The organism is Pseudomonas sp. MWU12-2029 (assembly GCF_023242425.1).
In the GTDB taxonomy this organism is placed as follows: Bacteria; Pseudomonadota; Gammaproteobacteria; order Pseudomonadales; family Pseudomonadaceae; genus Aquipseudomonas; species Aquipseudomonas kribbensis.
In genome coordinates, this window is sequence record NZ_JALJDY010000008.1 from 217,132 (window position 1) to 236,390 (window position 19,259).

Sequence of the window (19,259 nt, forward strand, 5' to 3'; positions counted from 1 at the left end):
CCGCCACGATTACTCAATCGATCAGACGCCTTTGCCTACAACACCCGCTGAAGTATCGATTGGCGAAACCTCAGAAACTCATCTGCCACTGCCCGATCAACCCGTGATTACGGCTGTTGCTGCCAATCTCGCCGCTGTAACCCAACCCCAGCGTATGCCGCGCAGAAACGCCCAGATCCAGCCCCGCTTCCAGCACCAGACTGTCACGATCCAGTGAGCTGCCATCGACGCTGAACGCCGTGCCGCCGCCGACGAATGCCTGACGGGTCGAGCTGCTGACATCGCCGTAGGTGTGTTTCCAGCCAGCTGCCATGCGCGGGGTCAGGCTCATGCCGTTTTCCAGCGCGTTCAGGTGCGCCAGGCGCAGACCGACGGTGCTGCTGAAGTTGTCCTGGGTCTGGCTGTCGACCTGCAAGGCCGCCGCGCCACCCTTTTCCTGATAGCGGTCGCGGTGATAGCGCTGGTAGCCGAGGCTGGCGAACGGTTCGGTGCTGAGCCGGCCGCTGCCCATGGCGTAGCCGAGTTCGGCGAAGGCCTGCTGGCTGTTGGCGTCGTAATCGCCTTTGGGGCGGTCACTGAAACCGTTGAACGCGACCGTGCGTTTGCTCTCGCCTTGATGACCGCTGTATGCCGCGCCCAGGCGCAAGGCTAGCGGGCCGTTCTGATGCTGGGCGTAGACCCCGGCATGCCAGCTCTCGACATTGCCATCGACACCGGTGGCGTCCAGATTGGTCTTCGAATAACCGCCAAGCACGCCCAGTCGCCATTGCGGATTCAGTGCCCAGTCGGCACCGAGCACGCTGCCCTTGGTACGCTGCTCCAGACTGCTGTTGCCGTGTTCGCCATCGAGCTTGCCGTAGCCGCCGATGGCTTGCAGCCAGAGTCGTCCGCGAGCATTCGGATCATTCAGGTTTCGCGCTTCGGGCGGTACGCCGTTGGCGGCGAGGATCGGTGTGTCACGCTGATCGAGACCGACCATCAAGCCGGGGCTGCCGCCCATCTGCTGCATCGCCGAGAGCATGCTGCTGCCGACCTGGCTGCTGGCACCGAGGGTGGCACTGGTCAGGTTGGCGTTGCTGGCGCCGGCCAGTTGCTCGATGGCCGCGCCTGCGCTGCTTTGAGTCGTGTTGAGCAGGGCGTTGTACAGCGCGTTGTTCTTGCCCATCGAGGCCAGACTGTTGGCGGCGTTGCTGCCGTTGCCGGTGATGGCGAACTCATTGAACGCCACGTCATTGCGGGTGTAGGTCAGGTCAACTTGAGTCGGCGTGTAAGCCAGGGTCGGGGTGAGGAACGCGTAGTCGCTGGTGACCGTGCCGAAGGTGCCGTTGACCCTCGCAGCCTGCAACACCGTGTATTGGCTCTGCCACGGATAGGTGCCGGTACCGGGATTGACCGCCAGCGTTGCGCCATTGAGGTTGGCCGTGCCGCCGACCTGCACGGGAGCGCTGCTGCCATCGGCGTTGACACCGTAGGCGAGGGTGGATGCGCTGCCCATGTTCAAGTCGTGCACGATGGTCGCGGTGCCGAGTCGGGTGTCAGTGCGCAACGTACCATTCACGTTGAGGTTGCCCACCGAACCACCACCCGCGTAAACACCGCCGGCGTCTACGGTCAGGTTGCCGGCGATACCGCCCTGGTTGATCAGGGTTGCGCCGTTGCGCACGGCACCGCCGTCGCTGAAGTCGCCGCTGCCGGTGAGCGTCCAGGCGCCTTGCCTGACTTCCAGCCATTCGAAATTGCGGCTCGCACCGAAGCTGCCGCCCGCCGCGTCGTCCATCACTACCCGGTCATAACCGCTGCCGCCATCGACCACGCCGATAAACCGGCTGCCGCTGCGCAGGGTCAGGCTGTCGTTGCCGCCGCCCAGATCCAGCGCCAGGCCGTTGCTGCCGCTGATAGTGCCGCCGTTGATCACGTTGTCGGCGAACTCGCCGACGAACTTCACGCCGAAACCGTCGAGCCCTTGAATGGTGCCGTAGTTCTCCAGCGTGGTGGCCGCCAGCCCTGAACCGCCACTGCCATCGTCCACCAGTATCGCGCTGTTGGCGCCGCTGATCAGTGCGCCTTTGGCGTTGAGGATGTAACCGCCACCCAGGGCGATGCCTTCACTGCCGTTGGCAAAACCACCCTTGTCCACACCGCCCGCGCCGACACCCTGAATGATGCCGTAGTTTTCGATGTGGGCGATCTTGTCGATGTCCACGCCGTCACCGTCGCCATTGGGCTGCAATCCGGAATACGCGCCGGTGATGGTGCCGTGGTTGATCACCGTGCCGTCGCCGTCCGAGCCGAAACCGGAGCCGTTGCGCCCGGTGATCTGCCCGTAGTTGACCAGCGTCGCGCCGAGGTCGGTGGTGATTCCGTGGCGTCCACCGGAAATCACGCCGTAGTTGGTCACGCTGACGCCGGTCGCGGTGTCGATATCGATGCCGTCGAATTTCTCGTCGGCGTTGTGCGAGTCACCGGTGGAAATCTCGCCGTAGTTGCTGATGGTCGCGTTGGCGCCGGTCTTCATGCCGTCGCTGGCGTCGCCGCGAATCAGTCCGCCCGCGCGGTTGATGATGGTGGTTTTGACCCCGTCGCTGCGCAGCGCATCCAGATCCAGCCCTTGGCCGGTGGTCGAGCGAATGGTGCCGCTGTTGTCGATCAACAGGCTGCCGCTGACGAAGTTGCTGTCGATGCGAATCGCGTCGTTGGAACCGAGAATCTGCCCGCCGCTGCGGTTGTAAATCGCGTAATTGCGTGCCTGGGTCAGATCGCCGCTGCTGTCGATGGCCCGGCCGCCGGTGGAGATGATCTTGCCAGCGTTGTCGATGATTACGCCGACTCCACTGGTGCCATCCTTCAGGCTCACAGCCTTGCCGCTGTTGGTGATACTGCCCGGCGCCGAAATCGTCAGGGTGTCGCTGCCGCCCAGTGTCTGCGACGCGGTGGTGGCGGTGTCGATCACGACATTCTTGCCGTGGGCGGCACTGGTGGCGATCAACAGGGCAGTAGCGAGCGACAGGCGCTGAGGCGGGAGCGGCATGGGGAGAACGTCCTTTTAGTTATAAGTGAGGGCGTTCTGTATAGCGGAGGGGGTTTACAGAATGATGTCTGGGCGATGTGCATTCTTTTGCAGATATGTCTGCGGGTTGGATGCTTCATCTGCAATTCGTTGCAGATGAAGCAATATCAGACAGGAAGCCCCTTCAACTGCCGCACTCGCCGTCGGGGGCTTCCTTCTTTGCGTTTACATACTCAGCCGCGGCACTCAACCAACCCCTTCACCTGCCCATCCGCCGTCTGATTCTCGTCGCTCAACCAGCGCTCGAACCCGGCCGCAATCGCCTGCCATTCCGAGTCCAGGATCGAGTACCACGCGGTATCGCGGTTCTGGCCCTTGACCACCATGTGCTGGCGGAACACGCCTTCGAAGCTGAAGCCCAACCGTTCGGCCGCGTATTTGGAGCGGGCGTTGCCGTTGTTGCATTTCCATTCCAGACGACGGTAGCCGAGGGCGAAGGATTCCTTGGCCAGCAGGTAGACCGCTTCGGTGCTTTTCGGCGAGCGCTGCATTGGCGCGCCGAAGGTGACGTGGCCGATTTCGATGCGGCCCTGGGCCGGGACGATCGACATCAGGCTGAGGATGCCTTGCACCTGGCCGCTGGCGCGGTCGATGACGCTGAAAAAATACGGATCGCTGTGGGCGGCATGGTTGTTCAGCCAGTCATTGAAGGCGCTGCGCTCCGGAAACGGGCCGTAGGGCAAGTAATCCCAGAGTTTCGGGTCGGCGCCTGGGCCTTGCAGGGCATTGAACAGGTCGTCGCCGTGGCGTGCCGGGTCGAGCTTTTCCAGGCGAATGAAGCGGCCTTCGATCAGGGTGGTGGAGGGCGGCGGCACGCCTTTCCAGTCGGCGAGAGAAATCGTCATGCACGTGGCTCCTTAAATGGCTTTGCGAAACTGGATGAAACCCGGACGCTCGGCGATGCGCTCGTAGAGCTGGATCGCCGTGGCATTGGTTTCGTGGGTCAGCCAGTGCACCTTGCAGCAACCGTCGGCCTTGGCCGTGGCGTAGACGTGTTCGATCAGCAGGCGGCCGACGCCGGTGCCGCGGGTTTGCGGCTCCACCAGCAGGTCTTGCAGGTAGCAGGAGTTCTCGATGCTCCAGTTCGAACGATGGTAGATGAAGTGCACCATGCCCACCGCTTTGCCATCGGCCCAGGCGAGGGCGGCGTGGGTCGGTTCGTTCGGGTCGAGAAAACGCTGCCAGGTGCTTTGGCTGACGGCCTCCGGCAATTCTGTGTTGTAGAAGCGCAGGTAGGCCTGCCACAGCGGCAGCCAGGCCGCGTGATCGGCGGCGCTGACCGGACGGATGTCGATCTGACTCATGGTGATTTCCTTAACGCATCAAGTGAGCGAGGGTTTGATCGTTGATGTCGGGGCTGGCGGCCAGCCCTTCGCGTACGCCGGCGATATCTTCGGCGCTGCGGTTCTGGCTGAGCTTGCGCTTGCCTTCGAGGCGGTCGATCGGAATGGCGAACCCGACAATGGCCTTGAGCATGCCGTCGATGTAGTCGGCCGGAGCATCGTCGACCGACCAGGGCTGGGCGCGGCCCGCTTCATGGCGATTGGTAAGGGTGCTGACGATGTCCAGCAGCCGACCGCCTTCGCTGAAGGTTTCGGCGTGACCGTAGGCGTGCACGGCGACGTAGTTCCAGGTCGGCACGACTTTGCCGTGCTCGGCCTTGCTCGGGTAAAAGCCCGGGCTGACGTAGGCGTCGGGCCCCGGGAAAATCAGCATGGCCTCGGCACCATCACGCAGGTCCTTCCATTGCGGATTGGCCTTGGCCAGATGCCCGTACAGCGTGCCGTTCGCACCTTGTTCGCGATGCAGCAGCACCGGCACGTGGCTGGCCTGCAAGCCGTGTTCACCGTGAGTCACCAGAATGGCGAGGCGGGTGGCGAGGATCAGTTCGTGCAGTTGGGACAAGTCGTCGATGGCAAAGGCGCGTGGCGTGTACATGGAGAGATTTTCCTTGGCGAATGCCTGCATCCTAGGCAGGCTATTGGTCTGTTGTAAGAGCCATTGATGACCAATTTCATAGGTCCATTGCCATGCCCGATTCGACTACGCTGTCGCTGCCGTTCAACCCTGCCGGCATTGAACTCGACCGCCGCAAAGGCCTGAGTCGCCAGCTCTATCAGGCCTTGCGCCTGCGGGTGCTCGACGGGCGCCTGGCCAGCGGCACGCGGCTGCCGGCCAGTCGCGATCTGGCGGCAGCGTTGGGGATTTCCCGCAACAGCGTGGTGCGTGCCTATGATCAGCTCTACGCAGAAGGTTTCATTGAAGGCCGGGTCGGGGACGGCACTTATGTGGCGCAGTTGCCACAATCGACGAGACCGACGAAAAAACTATCCACAAAAGTATCCACAGGCTTTTCAACAGGCTTACCCACAGACTTATCCACAAAATCACCAGATTCCACTGGGGATTTATCCAGCAAAGTTATCCACAGCGGTGCGATGCAGCGGCTTGAACAGAACCATTTGCCGACGCCGCCAAGTGGTCCGCCACGGGCATTCAGGGTGGGGGTTCCGGCGTTCGACCTGTTCCCGTTCGACGTCTGGGCCAAGCTGAATGCGGCGTTCTGGCGTAAACCCGACTTGCAGCAACTGTGTTACGGCGACCCGGCGGGCGATGCGCGGCTTCGCGGTCTGATCGCCGCTTATTTGCGCAGTTCGCGCGGCATGCAGTGCTCGGCTGAACAAATTGTGATCACCAGTGGAGCACAGCAGGGAATCAGCCTTTGTGCACAGTTGCTGGTGGAGCCTGGCGCCGGGGTGGGCATCGAAAATCCCGGCTACCGCGCGGCGGGTCATGCCTTCGCATTGGCCGGTGGCCGATTGCATGGCATAGCCGTGGACGAGGAGGGCATCGACTGCACGGCACTGGCGGCCGCCGAAGATTGCCGGGTGGCGTATGTCACGCCGTCTCATCAGTACCCGACCGGGGTAGTGATGAGCCTGGCGCGCCGCCTGGAATTACTGGCCTGGGCCGAGCGCACCGGCGGCTGGATCGTCGAAGACGATTATGACGGCGAGTATCGCTACACCGGGGCGCCATTGGCCCCGCTGGCTGCGCTCGACCGCCAGGGTCGCGTGCTGTACGTCGGCACTTTCGGCAAAGTCGCGTTTCCGGCGTTGCGGCTGGGGTATCTGGTGCTCCCGCCCGGACTGGTGGACGCCTTTGCGCAACGGCGCGCGGTGGACGTGCGGCATTCCGAAGTGAGCACTCAGGCGGTGATGGCCGAGTTCATGGCGGCCGGACACTTCCAGCGGCATATCCGGCGGATGCGCCGCGCCGCCCTGAGCCGGCGTAATGCCCTTATCAACGGTTGGCCCCAGGGTTTGGCGGGTGTTGGTGAACTGCCGGCCGTGTCCGCCGGACTGCATCTGACGGTGGCGGTCGACAGCGTGGCTCGCGAACAACAATTGATCGAGCAGGCGGCGAGTGTGGAGGTGGAAGTCCACGGCTTGAGCAAGTACTGGCTGCGGGACTCGACGACGCCGATCGATCAGCGCGCCGGCCTGGTGCTGGGGTTTGCCGCAGTACCGGAACCGGCGATCGAGTCGGCTCTGGCCCGCTTGCGTCAGGTCTGGCTCGGTTAGTCGCGACAGGTCACAGTCCGTCGCGACCTGTGGACATCAGCTGAAGAACATCGAAGAAGCCAGCGCATGACTGATCTCGCTGCGATAAATGGCGATCAGTTCCTGACCTGCATTGTCCTGTTCGATGGCGCCTCCCAGTCGCCTCTGTGCAACGGTTTTCAGATGCGCGGCGGTGAACGATCCGACGGGATCCGTCGTATTGGCGTAGTGGAAATGGGCGTACCACAGTACCTCGCGGGTTCTGTGATCGAGCACCTCGTACTCGTCCAGATAGTCTTTCCCGGGCCCTTTGAGTCGGCGCCGGGTGGTGACTTTGGCGATGTCCACTTCGCCCTCGCTTTTGAGCCACTCTACTCGTGCGGCCGTGGGTGGTTGTTCCTTGATCATCCGGATGCGGGTATTGCGGCCTGTCTCGTGAAGCGTGCCGACTGCGCTCTCGAGAGCATTGCGCAGGGTGACGGCCGCATTGTTTCGTTCCTCGGTGCGGTTGCTGGCGAGCAGCGACTGATCGATGTGTTTGATGACCTCCCGCAAACGTCCGGCATGCTGCTGGTAGAGGTCCTGAATCTCGGCCGGAATTCTGGGTGCACGTCTGATCTGAGCCTGTGTGCGTCGGTCGAATTCCGCGAGCCCGTCGAGTAACGCCTGGCCGCTGGCGAGACTGTCTGCCAGTTTGGGCGCAGGCCTTTCGGGCGCGGGGCGAGCGGTGACTCTGCGCAGCCAGACACCCGGCGTTTTTTCATGGAAAGTGGCAATGATCTTGCCGGTCAAGGGGGCCTTGACGTCAACCAGCCCCGTGTCCCTGCCGTCTGCGCCTTTGCGCGGCTCACCGACCAGTGTGCCTTTGAAGCGGGTCTTGATGACCTTTTTCGTGGGCGTCGTAGCGGGCCGGGATGGGCCGGGTGTCGGCTCGACGAGACGCCGTTCCTGCAGAAGGCGGGTCAGGTGGGTCAGCGTGTCCTGGCCGAATTCGGCCACGCGCGTACGTACATGCTCCAGGCGATCGGCAATGATGTATTCGGGAAACTCGGCAACCAGGTCGGTAAAGCGCTGGTCGATGGCGGAAAACTGTTGGGCCAGTGTGTCCATGGCCTCAATCCGTTCTCCGAGGTTGAGCAGGCTTTCATCGCCGCCAAGATCCAGAGCGCTGCGAATGTTGAGGCTGGCGTCGTCGATCAGACGATCGATTGCCATCTGTGCGTCCAGGCTCGGGACGGGCTCTTCTTTCAGGCACAGGTGTTCCGCCAGGGTGATCTGCAACAGTTTGAGATCACTGAGCGTGAAGGGCGGCAGTTTGGCCTTGTAGACACGCGTGACTTCACAGGCTTCCTTGCCCAGCAGGCTGAGCTCCTGGAAGCGCGAATTGGCGAGCTCGATTTTTTCGATCATGCCCTGAGTCATGTCGGTCATGCGGGTAAAGGAGGCCGAGCGCTCAGGGCCGCGCACGGGCTGTTCTTCGTCCAGCAGCGTCAGCGTGTTGCGCAAGCCATCGCGAAAGTCCACGGATTGCTCGTTAAGCCAGGACTGCATCAAAAACAGTTGCAGCGACAGGCGTTCGACCATGGCGGAGCGGTAGTTCGGAACGGGTTCCAGCGCATTCAGGGCCCTGAGATCATGGGTGTGGGCGGCGTATGCCCTGATCTGGGTATCCAGGGTGTCGAGAAAGTGCTGGCGTGCAGCCGCGGCAGCCTGCGGTGTGGCGCCAAGCATCGCCTTGCGTACGCTGATCAATTCTTGCTGTTTGTCCTCCAGAGTGGCTTCGAAAGCGGCCAGCGAGATTTTTTTCTGGTTCAGCCGCCGCTGGTTTTCCTGCTGCATTTTTTTACGTCGACTGCCCAGTCCACCTCCCCGCAGACGCAATCGCAGGTCGATGAACCACTGCCCCTTTGCGTCATGGGTCAGCAGCGGCCCCGTGCGAATGACCTGTTGGCGCGAGTCGATGATCTGCATCAGATCATCGTCGTTGATGGACACCTCGAACCAGCGCTCGCCCACCGGTGCATACCACTTCGCTGCGTGGCTGTAGAGGTGTTGGTGCGGTCCCGCGCTCGCGGGCCCGACGAGTGACGCCGGCTTCTCGACCTTCAGTGTGTCGAGGAGCATGCCGAGTGACGGCTTTGACCGGCTCAGGGCACCCATGGTGACCAGTGACGTTTCATGAGCGGATGGAAAAACCGCTCCCCCAATGTCCCCGAGGCGCGTGATTTCGGGTTTGAGCGGCAAGGGCTTCTCCTCTGGCGCGATGACCGTTCGATGCTGTGTCTGTCGGTTGGACGCTGCCCGGTGGGCGAGGATCATGCCCAGCGTGAGCAACACATCGGTCAGGGCCGACCACTCGATGGTCCCCGGTGTTTCGTTTTGCGCATCGATCAAGGCTTGCAGGTCATCCGTGATCTGCCAGATCCACGCGGCAGTGCCAATGCTGCGACCCAGGAATGGCAAGGCTGCGTTGAACAACATCCAGCCACCGTGCTTGAGCGTTGCCCAGCGGGCTTCGGCGTTGGACACGGACTGACGGTCGGCCTGGGTGATCATGGCCTGAACATTGGCATTGAACAGCGCTGTCGCTACATCCGCTTCGATGGCATTGTCGTGTGCCAGTGAGACCGGCCCGGTCATGTCCAGTGCGACGGTGGGGTCGACCAGCAATTGCGGGAGGGTCCATACCGACATCAGCGTGCCGGGAAACACGTACTGGGAATAATTGAAGCGCACGTCGTCAGGCAACCAGGCCAGCACCGACTGCCGGAGTGTTCGGGAGTGCTGGATCGCATACAGCAAATTGGTCTGGCCGGGATACTGGGTCAGCGGCGGGTCGAGCAAAGGTCGATAGAGCAGGCACGGACCCTTGTCGGCATCCTCGGGACCAATGATGAACATGTTGGCCACGGTGTCGGTGCTGCTGTTGGTCCGATGGGCCTGGAATGCCAGCGGTCGGACCACGATCCTTTGACCATTCACCAGCCGGTCAGCGGGGGCCGTGGCGAGTGCCGCGACGACATAGCGATAACCTTGTTCATCCAGGCCTCTCTCGCCGCGAATCTTGCATTGCAGCGCCAGCAACGCCAGTTCGATCGGCAACTGATCGGTGTACAGCCGGTGCAGGGCAGGCGCCTCGACCGGATCTTCGATCAGCCGGCGCTTGAGCATGGCGGGGTAGACATTGCCGATGTCCACCGTGGTCACCAGGGTCTCGAGATACGACGGGGTCATCCAGCCCGGAAGGGGTGAGCCGTCCACATGGCGAACGGTTTTGATGCCCGTCGGCAGACCGGTCAGGTTCTGCAGCGCCAGTTCGATGAGCGTCAGCGTCAGGGTTTCTGTCTGTCCCGGTACGACGAACGTACCCCACACGACCAGGCTGGTGATGGTGATCTCGATGTTCTCGACCTTGATGTCGGGTGTCGCTGGATGATCCTTGCGAATCTGGGCGGTCAACTGCTCCACGGTGTAGGCGTGGAGCGTGGGAATCTCGCGTTGAAAGGTCTTTCCGTGGGTGCGGTTTTGCAGGATTGCCAGGTCCAGCAGGTGCCGGCTGAAACAGGTCTGGTCGGCAGTGGAGGCGTTGTCCAGCCAGTGTGGCAGTAGCGGCCGCAGTTGTTCGAAATCAGAGGCTGCCCGTGTGTTTGCTGTCAGGCTTTCGCCGAAGGGGAGGGCTGAGGTATCGCTTGCGCGCAGTGGCTGGCCGAATGAGCCGATGACGTCCGCATCCAGTGCCAGCAGCGTGCAGGCCTGATGATCGAAGAAGTTGCCATCGGGTTCGAACAGTCGCCACTTCAGGTGGCTCGCGCGGGTCAAGGGGGTCAGCAGCGCAGTCAGTGCATCGCCAAGGGCATCGTATGAATCGAAATGGCGAAATCCCTGGGTGACGGAACAGGTGCTGATGATCGTGCGCTGACCCGAAGTGCCCGTCAGAACAGCGATTGGCAATACAGTCAGATGACGGTCTTCCGTGTTGTCATTGCGGTCGATATCGATCAGACACGCACGTGTCTTGTATGGGTCGTTGTGCAGCCGCTGTCGCTTGTCGGGAAACCGGTACACGGTTCTGGCCATGGCCAGTCGTTCGGCGTCCCATCCTTGTGAATCGACGACGTTCCACTGCTCCCGCAAGGCATCCGACAGCTGATACCAGCGTGGCTCATCCGTTGCGGTGGCGGTGTTCCAGTAGGCGAGTTGCTGCTCCTGGTACGCCACGAACAGAAATGTTGCGAGCTCGTTGATCAGGCGGCCCACTGCTTCGATCTTCACCGGTAGATGAATGATCGGTTCACTCCCCGGTTGGCGCGTCAGAAAGTGTTCGCCATCAAGCCAGGTCACCGTGGTGCCATGGACGCCCAGGCGTACAAGAACGTCGGTGAGTGATTCAAACTGTTCGGGTCCGGCGACGACGTAATCGTCTTCGATGCTCCAGGTGGGGGTCACCACGATTGCCAGTTGCGGGTCGATGTCGAGATCCGGGTACAGGACCTTCAGCGCCGGGCGCAAGGCATTCGATGCGGCGTCCCTGAGTGACGGTCCGGACAGCAGCCGGGTTTGCAGATCGGCGATGTCGGGGCGGTGAGTTTCAGGCATGTCCGTGTCCTTGTTTGTCGGTAGCGGCGCTCTCCTGCAACGCCGGGATCGGGACACGTTAAAGACTTGCCGGGGACAGGGTGCGGTACATGGATACCGCAAAAAAAGACCCGCGAAGGCGGGTCTTTTCAGTGGCTGGCGTCAGGTGCCGGACTTGATCTTGGTCCACGCCCGGGTGCGCGCCCGCTCCGCGTCGCGCGGCAGCGGTTGCAGGGTGTACAGCGTATTCATCGCCGCATCGGTCGGGTACAGATTCGGGTTATTGCGGATCGCCGGATCGACATGTTCGGTGGCGTCCTTGTTCGGGTTTGGATAGCCGACAAAATCGCTGACCGGCGCGATCACCTGGGGTTGCAGCAGATAGTTGATGAAGGTGTAGGCGTCCTGCGGGTTCTTCGCGCCTTTCGGGATCGCGAGCATGTCGAACCAGATCGGCGCCCCTTCCTTCGGCAGGCGCATGTCGACCACCACACCGTTCTTCGCCTCTTTGGCGCGGTTGGCGGCCTGCGAGAAGCTGCCCGAATAACCGACCGCGACGCAGATGTCACCGTTGGCGATATCGGCCATGTACTTGGACGAATGGAAGTAGGTCACGTACGGACGAATCTTCATCAGCAACGCTTCGGCCCTGGTGTAGTCCGCCGGGTTCTTGCTGTTGGGATCCAGGCCAAGGTGTTGCAGGGCCAGCGGCAGGATCTCCGACGGCGAGTCGAGCAGGGCCACGCCGCATTGCTTGAGCTTGCTGATGTTCTCTTCCTTGAAGATCAGGTCCCAGCTGTCCACGGGTGCGTTGTCACCCAATGCCGCCTTGACCTTGGCCGGATTGAAGCCGATCAGGATGGTGCCGTACATGTATGGCACGGCGAACTTGTTGCCCGGATCGTTGGCCTCGATCAGCTTCATCAGTTTCGGATCGAGGTGGTTCCAGTTCGGCAACTGGCTGCGATCCAGCGGCTGGAACACCCCGGCCTCGATCTGCTTGGCGAGGAACACGTTGGACGGCACCACCACGTCGTAGCCGGAGTTGCCGGTCAGCAGCTTGGCTTCCAGCGCTTCGTTGGTGTCGAAGATGTCGTAGACCAGTTTGGTCTGGCTGTTCTGCGCCTTGAAGTCTTCCAGTGCCTTGGGGGTGATGTAGTCGAACCAGTTGTAGACGCGCAGGGTGCGTTCTTCGGCGTGTGCGGCGCCGCTCAGCAGTGCCGCACAAAGCGCGGGAGCGATGAAGTGCTTGAGTCTGTTCATTGTTCGAAACCTTCGAGCACGTTCACCGCGTTGATGCCGATTTCTTCCACCGCGTAGCCGCCTTCCATGACGAACAGCGTCGGCTTGCCGAGGGCGGCGATACGTTTGCCCATGGCCAGGTAGTCCGGGCTGTCGAGCTTGAACTGCGAGATCGGGTCGTCCTTGAAGGTGTCGACGCCCAGCGACACGACGATGATGTCGGCACCGTAGTTGTCGATCTCCTGGCAGGCCTGATCCAGTGCAGCGCTCCAGACATCCCAGCCGGAACCGGCCGGCAGCGGATAGTTGAAGTTGAAGCCTTCGCCGGCGCCTTCACCGCGCTCGTCTTCGTAGCCGAGGAAGAACGGGAATTCAGCTTCCGGGTGGCCGTGGATCGAGGTGAACAGCACATCGCTGCGCTCGTAGAAAATCGATTGGGTGCCGTTGCCGTGGTGATAGTCGACGTCGAGGATCGCGACCTTCTTGTGGCCCTGATCGAGAAATGCCTGAGCGGCGATGGCGGCGTTGTTGAGGTAGCAATAACCGCCCATCAAATCGCCGGCAGCGTGGTGTCCCGGCGGACGGCACAGGGCGAAAGCGCCACGGGCGCCACGCTGGATTTCCGCTTGGGCGGTCAGCGCCACTTGCGCTGCGCTGTACGCGGCTTGCCAGGTGCCGGCGGTGATCGGCGCGCCGCCGTCGAAGCTGTAATAACCGAGCTGGCCGTGCAGGCTGGTCGGTTTGACCTGACGCAACGTGCGCGCCGGCCAGGTGTAGGGCAACAAGTCGCCGTCGGTGTTGAATTCGGTCCAGCGCGCCCAGGCGCCTTTGAAGAAGTCGAGGTAGTCGCGGCTGTGGATGCGCTCGATCGGCCCGAGGCCGAAATCCTTCGGCGCCTCGACCGGGCCGAGGTTTTGGTTTTTTACCCGTTGCAGCACATGGTCGGCGCGGGACGGCATCTCGAAGCAAGGCTTGAGTTGCCCGTCGATCAATTCGCAGCGGCCATGGTGCAGGTGGTGATCGTCAGAGTAGATCGTCAGCATTTGTTGTTCTCCGCAGGGGCTGATTCGGTTGGCTCCAGTGTTGCGGCACGGGGCGAATCGGAGAACGGCCAGAGAGGCCAAAAGGGGATCGATGTGGCCAAAAATACTGACCTGATATCGCCCCTCGACGGTTTAACCGTGTGGGCGGAACTGACTCGGCGCCACGCCACTCCAGCGCACGAAGGCATGGCGGAAGCTCGCGGTCTCGCTGAAACCGAGGGTTTCGGCGATGCGATAAATCGGTAGCTGATCCTCGCAAAGCATCTGCTTGGCCCGCTCGAAACGCAGTTCGTCGAGCAGTTCCTGATAGCTGCAACCCATGTCCTTCAGATGCCGGCGCAAGGTGCGCGGCGAGCAGTTCATCTGCTGCGCCAGACCTTCCAGCCCCGGTGCGGCATTGAGTTGCGCAGTGAGCAACTGACGGATGCGCCCCAGCCACGCCTGGCGACCGGTGAACTCGGTGTTCTGTTTGCGGCAGCGCTCGGCCATGGCTTGATGGGTGATGATGTCGGCCAGCGGTAGCGGCTGGTCGAGCCAGCGCCGGTCGAAGGCGAAGGCATTGTCCTTGGCGCCGAAGTGCAGGGGTGCCTTGAAGTGTTCGGCGTAGCTGTCGCGGTAATCCGGCGCGGCATGTTCGAAGCGGGCGGCCAGCAATGGCAGCGGATGGCCGAGCAAGTCATCGCAGATGACTTTCAGCGACACCAGGCAGAACTCGGCATTGAACACTGCCATCGACGGACTCTCGCGGTAATCGGCGGCAACGAACCAGACACGTTCGCCGTCGTCTTCCAGGCTCAGCTCGAAAAGTGTTCCCAGCAGGGCCGGATAACGGATCGCCAGGCGCAAAGCGTCACCGAAGGTGGCACAGGTCAGCAGCGCGTAACCGAGGATGCCGTAGCAGGAAACGTGCATGCGCCGGCCCAGTTCCAGGCCGATGTCATGCTTGAGCGCGACCGCATTGGCACAGACCTGCATCTCCTGGTTGGTGGTGATGCGGGTGTCAGCCCGGCTCAGATCCGCCGCGCTGATGCCGCTGCCGGCCAGCAGTGCTTCGCTGGACAGACCTTCGGACTTGAACGTGTTGAGGATCAGCGAGACCGCATTGAGCGTGGTGAGGTGGGAGTGGAGCATAGGATCTTCCAGCCTTGGGATGCTGGAAACGGCAGCAAGTTGCATGCCGGGCCGAGGGAGCGGCGAAGCTCCCACGGCCGGTTGCGATCAGCTGAGCTCGCCGCACAGGTCGAGTTCGACCAGACGCCGTACTTCAGCCGTCTCAAGGCTTGCCCCCAGCAAAGCATTCAACTTGCCGAACGCCGCCTCACGGGTCATGCCGCCACCGGACAACACACCGACGCCACGCAAGCGGCTGCCCGCTTCGTAGATATCCAGTTCCACACCGCCTTCATGGCACTGCGTGACTGCAACTACGACCACGCCGCTGTCCCGCGCCCGGCCGAGGCTGGCGAGGAATTCCGGGTTGTCGCTCGGCCCGGTACCGCTGCCGTAGCACTCCAGCACCAGACCCTGAATGCCGCTGTCGAGCAGGCCGTCGATGATCTCGGCGCCGATGCCCGGGAACAGCGGCAGCACCGTAACTCTGGCCAGTTGCTTCGGCTGGTTGTAGTTCAGCGCGGCGGGCAGGGAAGTGGCTTTCACGCCGCGGCCTTGACGCTCCAGGCGTTTGAACGGGTGACGGCCGAAGCTGCGCACTTTCGCGCAACGGGTCGGGGCGAGCAGCTCGCCGTGGAAATACAGATGCACGCCCGGCGCCAGGCCTTGGCCGAGGGCGACCAGCGCGCCGCTGAGGTTTTCCCAGGCGTCGCTGTCGGTGACGCCGGCCGGCAGCATCGAACCGGTGAAGCACACGCGGGCATGCAGGCCGAGCAACTGGAAGCTCATGGCGGCGGCGCTGTAGGCCAGGGTGTCGGTGCCGTGCAGGATCAGCACGCTGTCGCAGCCTTGCACATCGACGGCGTCGACGACGGCTTCGCGCAGTTGCTGCCAGTAGGCCGGTGTCATGTTGGCGCTGTCGATCAGCGGCGACATCTCGCGAAAGCGCCACTGCGGTACGACCAGTTCAGGCTGGCTGTGCAGGTAGTCGCGCATCCGCGCTTCGAAACCGGAGGCCGGGGCCAGACCGTTGGCGCTGGCCTGCATGCCGATGGTGCCACCGGTGTACAGCACCATGACGTGCTGGGCGGCAGGGTAAGTCGAGGAATTCATGGGGAGTTCTCCTGAACGAAGACAGCAGGCGGTCGAGCATGACGCTGACCGCCGCTTGTGTCACGCCGGGCGCAAGACCTGCGCCCGGTTTTTTCCCGATCAGCGTTGCGCTGCAGGGATGCCTTGCGCCTGAGCGTCAGCCTTGGCAGCCGCCGACGGGCTGGTTGGCCAGGCCTTCAGGTCCAGGTCCAGATCGGCGAACTTGCTGGAGTCGAACACTGGCTGGTCGACGCCGGCGCGGCGCTGTTCGTCGTAGTCGCGCATCACACGCATGCCGACCTTGAACAGCAGGGCGAGGGCCACCAGGTTGACGAAGGCCAGGCAGGTCATGGTGATGTCGGCGAAGGCGAACACGGTAGACAGGTCCTGCATCGAACCCCAGACCACCAGCGCCAGCACCAGACCGCGGAACGTCATCAGCGCAACGCGGTTGCGGGTGAGGAATTGCAGGCTGTTCTCGCCCAGGTAGTAGTTGTAGAGGATGCAGGTGAAGACGAACAGCGACAGCGCGACGCTGACGAACATGCGGCCCCAGTCACCGACCACGGCGGCCAGCGAGTTCTGGGTCAGGACGATGCCGTCACCTTCGAAGCCCGGGGTGTAGAAGCCCGACAGCAGGATCAGCAGCGCAGTGCAGGTGCAGATCACGAAGGTGTCGAGGAACACGCTGAACGCCTGGACCACGCCCTGGGCGCCAGGGTGCTTCACGGCCGCCACGGCGGCGACGTTCGGCGCACTGCCCAGGCCCGCTTCGTTGGCGAACACGCCACGCTTCACGCCCATGACAATGGCGCTGCCGAGCAGTCCACCGAAGGCCGGGTCGAGACCGAAGGCGCTCTTGAAGATGGTGACCAGCATGGCCGGTACGTGTTCGATCTGGGTGCCGATCACGTACAGGGTCACGGCGATATAGGCCAGGGTCTTGACCGGAACCAGCAGGTCGGACACCGAGGCGATGCGCTTGATGCCGCCGATGAAGGTGATGGCCAGCAGCACCGCCAGGACGATGCCGGTGTGTTGCGGGTCAAACGCAAAGGCGTTTTGCAGCGAGTGAGTCACGGTGTAGGACTGCAGGCCGATGAAGGCGAAGCCGTAAGTGACCAGCAGCAGGATCGAGAACACCACCGCCATGCCCTTGAGCTTCAGGCCGTGCTGGATGTAGTAGGCCGGACCGCCACGGTACAGGCCATCACCATCGGCACGCTTGTAGACCTGGGCCAGGGTACATTCGAAGAAGCTGCTGGACATGCCGACCAGTGCGGTCACCCACATCCAGAACACCGCACCCGGACCACCCAGGGTCACGGCGATGCCGACACCGGCGATGTTGCCTGCACCGACGCGGCCGGCGAGGCTGAGCATCAGGGCCTGGAACGAGCTGAGTTGACCGGCGCTGCCTTTGAGGCTGTCGCGGAACACCGCGAACATGTGGAAGAAGTGGCGCAATTGAACGAAACGCGAGCGAATCGTGAAGTAGCTACCGAGCCCGACAATGAGCACGATCAGTACTTTCCCTGAGAGGAAGTCGTTGATGACTTCGAGCATGGATTTTTCCTCGCTGTTTATTGTGTAAGCAAATGCTGGATGGTCGGAAACATCGCGTTACACCGGTGTGCGCGCGGCACAACGGGCGAGGCGAGGGTTTCGTCCCGGATCCATATCGCGGGTTTGTTATTAGTTCGGGTTTCGCATGGGTTATGGCCTCGTTACCGACGACCGCTCACGCGAAGAGGGGCGGCACTATACCGATCAGTGCGGCGCCCGTCTGCACGGTTGTGGTGCAAGCGACGAAACGAAGCTTTGAAACACCCGACGTTACCGGCGTCGGGGCTTTTGCGGGATGGCTCCCACAGAAGACGATTGTCCTTTCAAATAGTTAAAAAAAAGGGCTTGGGGAATGATCCCCAAGCCCTCAAAAGGTGAGAGGTGTCTAGTCCCTCGACCTGGTGAGCGGTGCTACAAGTAACGCGTCGGATCAGGCCTTCAGAGGCACCAGACGCGGAGCAATCATGTTTTCCGGGCGCAGGATGTCGGCGAGCATGGCGTCGTCGAGCAGACCTTCTTCGCGCACCAGTTCCAGCACGCCACGGCCGCTTTCAAGGGCGATACGGGCGATGCGGGTGGCGTTTTTGTAGCCGATGTACGGGTTCAGTGCGGTGACCAGACCGATCGAGTGTTCGACCAGTTCGCGGCAGCGCGCTTCGTTGGCGGTGATGCCGACGATGCAGTGCTCGCGCAGCATGTCCATGGCGCGTTGCAGCAGGCGGATCGAGTCGAGGATCTTGAAGGCGATCAGCGGCTCCATCACGTTCAGTTGCAACTGGCCGCCTTCGGCCGCCATGGTCAGCGCCAGATCGTTACCGATGACCTGGAATGCAACCTGGTTTACGGCTTCCGGGATCACCGGGTTGACCTTGCCTGGCATGATCGAACTGCCCGGCTGACGTGCCGGCAGGTTGATTTCGTTGATGCCGGTGCGTGGGCCGCTGGACAACAGGCGCAGGTCGTTGCAGATCTTCGACAGCTTGACTGCGGTGCGCTTGAGCATGCCGGAGAACAGCACGAAGGCGCCCATGTCGGAGGTGGCTTCGATCAGGTCGGCGGCTGGAACCAGCGGTTGACCGCTGATCAGGGCCAGGCGCTGTACGGCCAGGGCCTGATAACGCGGGTCGGCGTTGATGCCGGTACCGATCGCGGTGCCGCCCAGGTTCACTTCGGTCAGGACTTCCGGGGCCAGCGTCTTCAGACGGGCCAGGTCTTCGCCCATGGTGGTGGCGAATGCGCGGAACTCTTGACCCAGGGTCATCGGCACGGCGTCTTGCAGCTGGGTACGACCCATCTTCAGGACGTGGTTGAATTCTTCACCCTTGGCCGCGAATGCCTGAATCAGGCTGTCGAGGCTGGCCAGCAGCGCGTCGTGACCCAGCAGCAGACCCAGGCGGATCGCGGTCGGGTAGGCGTCGTTGGTCGACTGCGCCATGTTCACGTCGTCGTTCGGGTGCAGGTACTGGTACTCGCCTTTCTGGTGACCCATCGCTTCCAGCGCGATGTTGGCGATCACTTCGTTGGCGTTCATGTTGGTGGAGGTACCGGCGCCACCTTGAATCATGTCGACCACGAACTCTTCGTGGAAATCACCGCGGATCAGACGGGCACAGGCTTCGCTGATGGCAGCGTGCTTGGCTTCGCTCAGGTGACCCAGCTCACGGTTGGCGTCAGCGGCGGCCTGTTTGACCATCGCCAGACCGACAACCAGCTTCGGGTAGTGCGAAATCGGAACGCCCGAGAGGCGGAAGTTGTTCACCGCTCGCAGGGTCTGGATGCCGTAATACGCTTGAGCAGGGACTTCCAGGGAGCCAAGCAGGTCGTTTTCTGTGCGGAATGATGCAGCGGAGGACATGATAGAAATCATCTCGATATGGACCCGGTCTGTGCCGGAACGCTGCGAATGCTAGGCTTGTGGGAATTTTTGGGCCAATGCTGTTAAACACTGCCCTATGCACATTCGGCATAATGCCCGTGTGACGCCGCGTGCGCGGCAGACGT

The 19,259-nt window shown here is 62.3% G+C and carries 12 protein-coding genes; 1 reads left to right on the forward strand and 11 read right to left on the reverse strand.

Going from position 1 to position 19,259, the window contains the following annotated elements; all coding sequences use genetic code 11:
- Positions 1-70: 70 nt before the first annotated feature.
- The 4 genes from M5B44_RS20880 to M5B44_RS20895 form a co-directional block, all read right to left on the reverse strand.
- Positions 71-3,028, reverse strand: a complete 2,958-nt coding sequence (locus tag M5B44_RS20880; protein WP_248740363.1) for an autotransporter domain-containing protein — start codon at positions 3,026-3,028, stop codon at positions 71-73.
- A 212-nt stretch (positions 3,029-3,240) separates the two neighbouring features.
- Positions 3,241-3,912 (reverse strand): GNAT family N-acetyltransferase, encoded by a 672-nt coding sequence (locus M5B44_RS20885; RefSeq protein WP_248740364.1) that lies wholly within the window; start codon positions 3,910-3,912, stop codon positions 3,241-3,243.
- Between the two features lie 12 nt (positions 3,913-3,924).
- Positions 3,925-4,371 carry a GNAT family N-acetyltransferase gene (locus M5B44_RS20890; protein WP_114886430.1) on the reverse strand — a complete coding sequence of 149 codons (447 nt, stop codon included), beginning with the start codon at positions 4,369-4,371 and terminating at the stop codon, positions 3,925-3,927.
- Between the two features lie 10 nt (positions 4,372-4,381).
- Positions 4,382-5,005 carry an FMN-binding negative transcriptional regulator gene (locus M5B44_RS20895; RefSeq protein WP_248740365.1) on the reverse strand — a complete coding sequence of 208 codons (624 nt, stop codon included), beginning with the start codon at positions 5,003-5,005 and terminating at the stop codon, positions 4,382-4,384.
- A 92-nt stretch (positions 5,006-5,097) separates the two neighbouring features.
- Between M5B44_RS20895 and M5B44_RS20900 the strand changes: the two genes are divergently transcribed.
- Positions 5,098-6,651 (forward strand): PLP-dependent aminotransferase family protein, encoded by a 1,554-nt coding sequence (locus M5B44_RS20900; protein ID WP_248740366.1) that lies wholly within the window; start codon positions 5,098-5,100, stop codon positions 6,649-6,651.
- 36 nt (positions 6,652-6,687) lie between these two features.
- Here M5B44_RS20900 and M5B44_RS20905 read toward each other — a convergent pair whose 3' ends face one another.
- The 7 genes from M5B44_RS20905 to aspA all read right to left on the reverse strand — a co-directional run bounded on the left by M5B44_RS20905 (position 6,688) and on the right by aspA (position 19,113).
- Positions 6,688-11,226, reverse strand: coding sequence for a dermonecrotic toxin domain-containing protein (locus tag M5B44_RS20905; RefSeq protein WP_248740367.1), 4,539 nt, complete (start codon positions 11,224-11,226; stop codon positions 6,688-6,690).
- 141 nt (positions 11,227-11,367) lie between these two features.
- On the reverse strand, positions 11,368-12,468 hold the full coding sequence (locus M5B44_RS20910; RefSeq protein ID WP_248740368.1) for a polyamine ABC transporter substrate-binding protein: 1,101 nt from the start codon (positions 12,466-12,468) through the stop codon (positions 11,368-11,370).
- Complete coding sequence (locus M5B44_RS20915; protein ID WP_007954279.1) at positions 12,465-13,490, reverse strand: histone deacetylase family protein; 1,026 nt, start codon at positions 13,488-13,490, stop codon at positions 12,465-12,467. The genes M5B44_RS20910 and M5B44_RS20915 overlap by 4 nt, the downstream gene beginning before the upstream one ends.
- A gap of 132 nt (positions 13,491-13,622) precedes the next feature.
- A complete protein-coding gene (locus M5B44_RS20920; RefSeq protein WP_248740369.1) occupies positions 13,623-14,621 on the reverse strand; it encodes an AraC family transcriptional regulator in 999 nt (332 codons plus the stop codon).
- Between the two features lie 87 nt (positions 14,622-14,708).
- Positions 14,709-15,713, reverse strand: coding sequence for an asparaginase (locus tag M5B44_RS20925; RefSeq protein ID WP_248740370.1), 1,005 nt, complete (start codon positions 15,711-15,713; stop codon positions 14,709-14,711).
- A 99-nt stretch (positions 15,714-15,812) separates the two neighbouring features.
- Positions 15,813-17,258, reverse strand: coding sequence for an alanine/glycine:cation symporter family protein (locus M5B44_RS20930; RefSeq protein ID WP_085708807.1), 1,446 nt, complete (start codon positions 17,256-17,258; stop codon positions 15,813-15,815).
- Between the two features lie 430 nt (positions 17,259-17,688).
- Positions 17,689-19,113 (reverse strand): aspartate ammonia-lyase, encoded by a 1,425-nt coding sequence (gene aspA, locus M5B44_RS20935; protein WP_085708808.1) that lies wholly within the window; start codon positions 19,111-19,113, stop codon positions 17,689-17,691.
- Positions 19,114-19,259 lie beyond the last annotated feature (146 nt).

What these genes read in the sequence shown, in the direction of transcription:
- M5B44_RS20880 (WP_248740363.1), bottom strand. Translation starts at nt 3,028, where the DNA reads ATGCCGCTCCCGCCTCAGCGCCTGTCGCTCGCTACTGCCCTGTTGATC.
- M5B44_RS20885 (WP_248740364.1), bottom strand. Translation starts at nt 3,912, where the DNA reads ATGACGATTTCTCTCGCCGACTGGAAAGGCGTGCCGCCGCCCTCCACC.
- M5B44_RS20890 (WP_114886430.1), bottom strand. Translation starts at nt 4,371, where the DNA reads ATGAGTCAGATCGACATCCGTCCGGTCAGCGCCGCCGATCACGCGGCC.
- M5B44_RS20895 (WP_248740365.1), bottom strand. Translation starts at nt 5,005, where the DNA reads ATGTACACGCCACGCGCCTTTGCCATCGACGACTTGTCCCAACTGCAC.
- M5B44_RS20900 (WP_248740366.1), top strand. Translation starts at nt 5,098, where the DNA reads ATGCCCGATTCGACTACGCTGTCGCTGCCGTTCAACCCTGCCGGCATT.
- M5B44_RS20905 (WP_248740367.1), bottom strand. Translation starts at nt 11,226, where the DNA reads ATGCCTGAAACTCACCGCCCCGACATCGCCGATCTGCAAACCCGGCTG.
- M5B44_RS20910 (WP_248740368.1), bottom strand. Translation starts at nt 12,468, where the DNA reads ATGAACAGACTCAAGCACTTCATCGCTCCCGCGCTTTGTGCGGCACTG.
- M5B44_RS20915 (WP_007954279.1), bottom strand. Translation starts at nt 13,490, where the DNA reads ATGCTGACGATCTACTCTGACGATCACCACCTGCACCATGGCCGCTGC.
- M5B44_RS20920 (WP_248740369.1), bottom strand. Translation starts at nt 14,621, where the DNA reads ATGCTCCACTCCCACCTCACCACGCTCAATGCGGTCTCGCTGATCCTC.
- M5B44_RS20925 (WP_248740370.1), bottom strand. Translation starts at nt 15,713, where the DNA reads ATGAATTCCTCGACTTACCCTGCCGCCCAGCACGTCATGGTGCTGTAC.
- M5B44_RS20930 (WP_085708807.1), bottom strand. Translation starts at nt 17,258, where the DNA reads ATGCTCGAAGTCATCAACGACTTCCTCTCAGGGAAAGTACTGATCGTG.
- aspA (WP_085708808.1), bottom strand. Translation starts at nt 19,113, where the DNA reads ATGTCCTCCGCTGCATCATTCCGCACAGAAAACGACCTGCTTGGCTCC.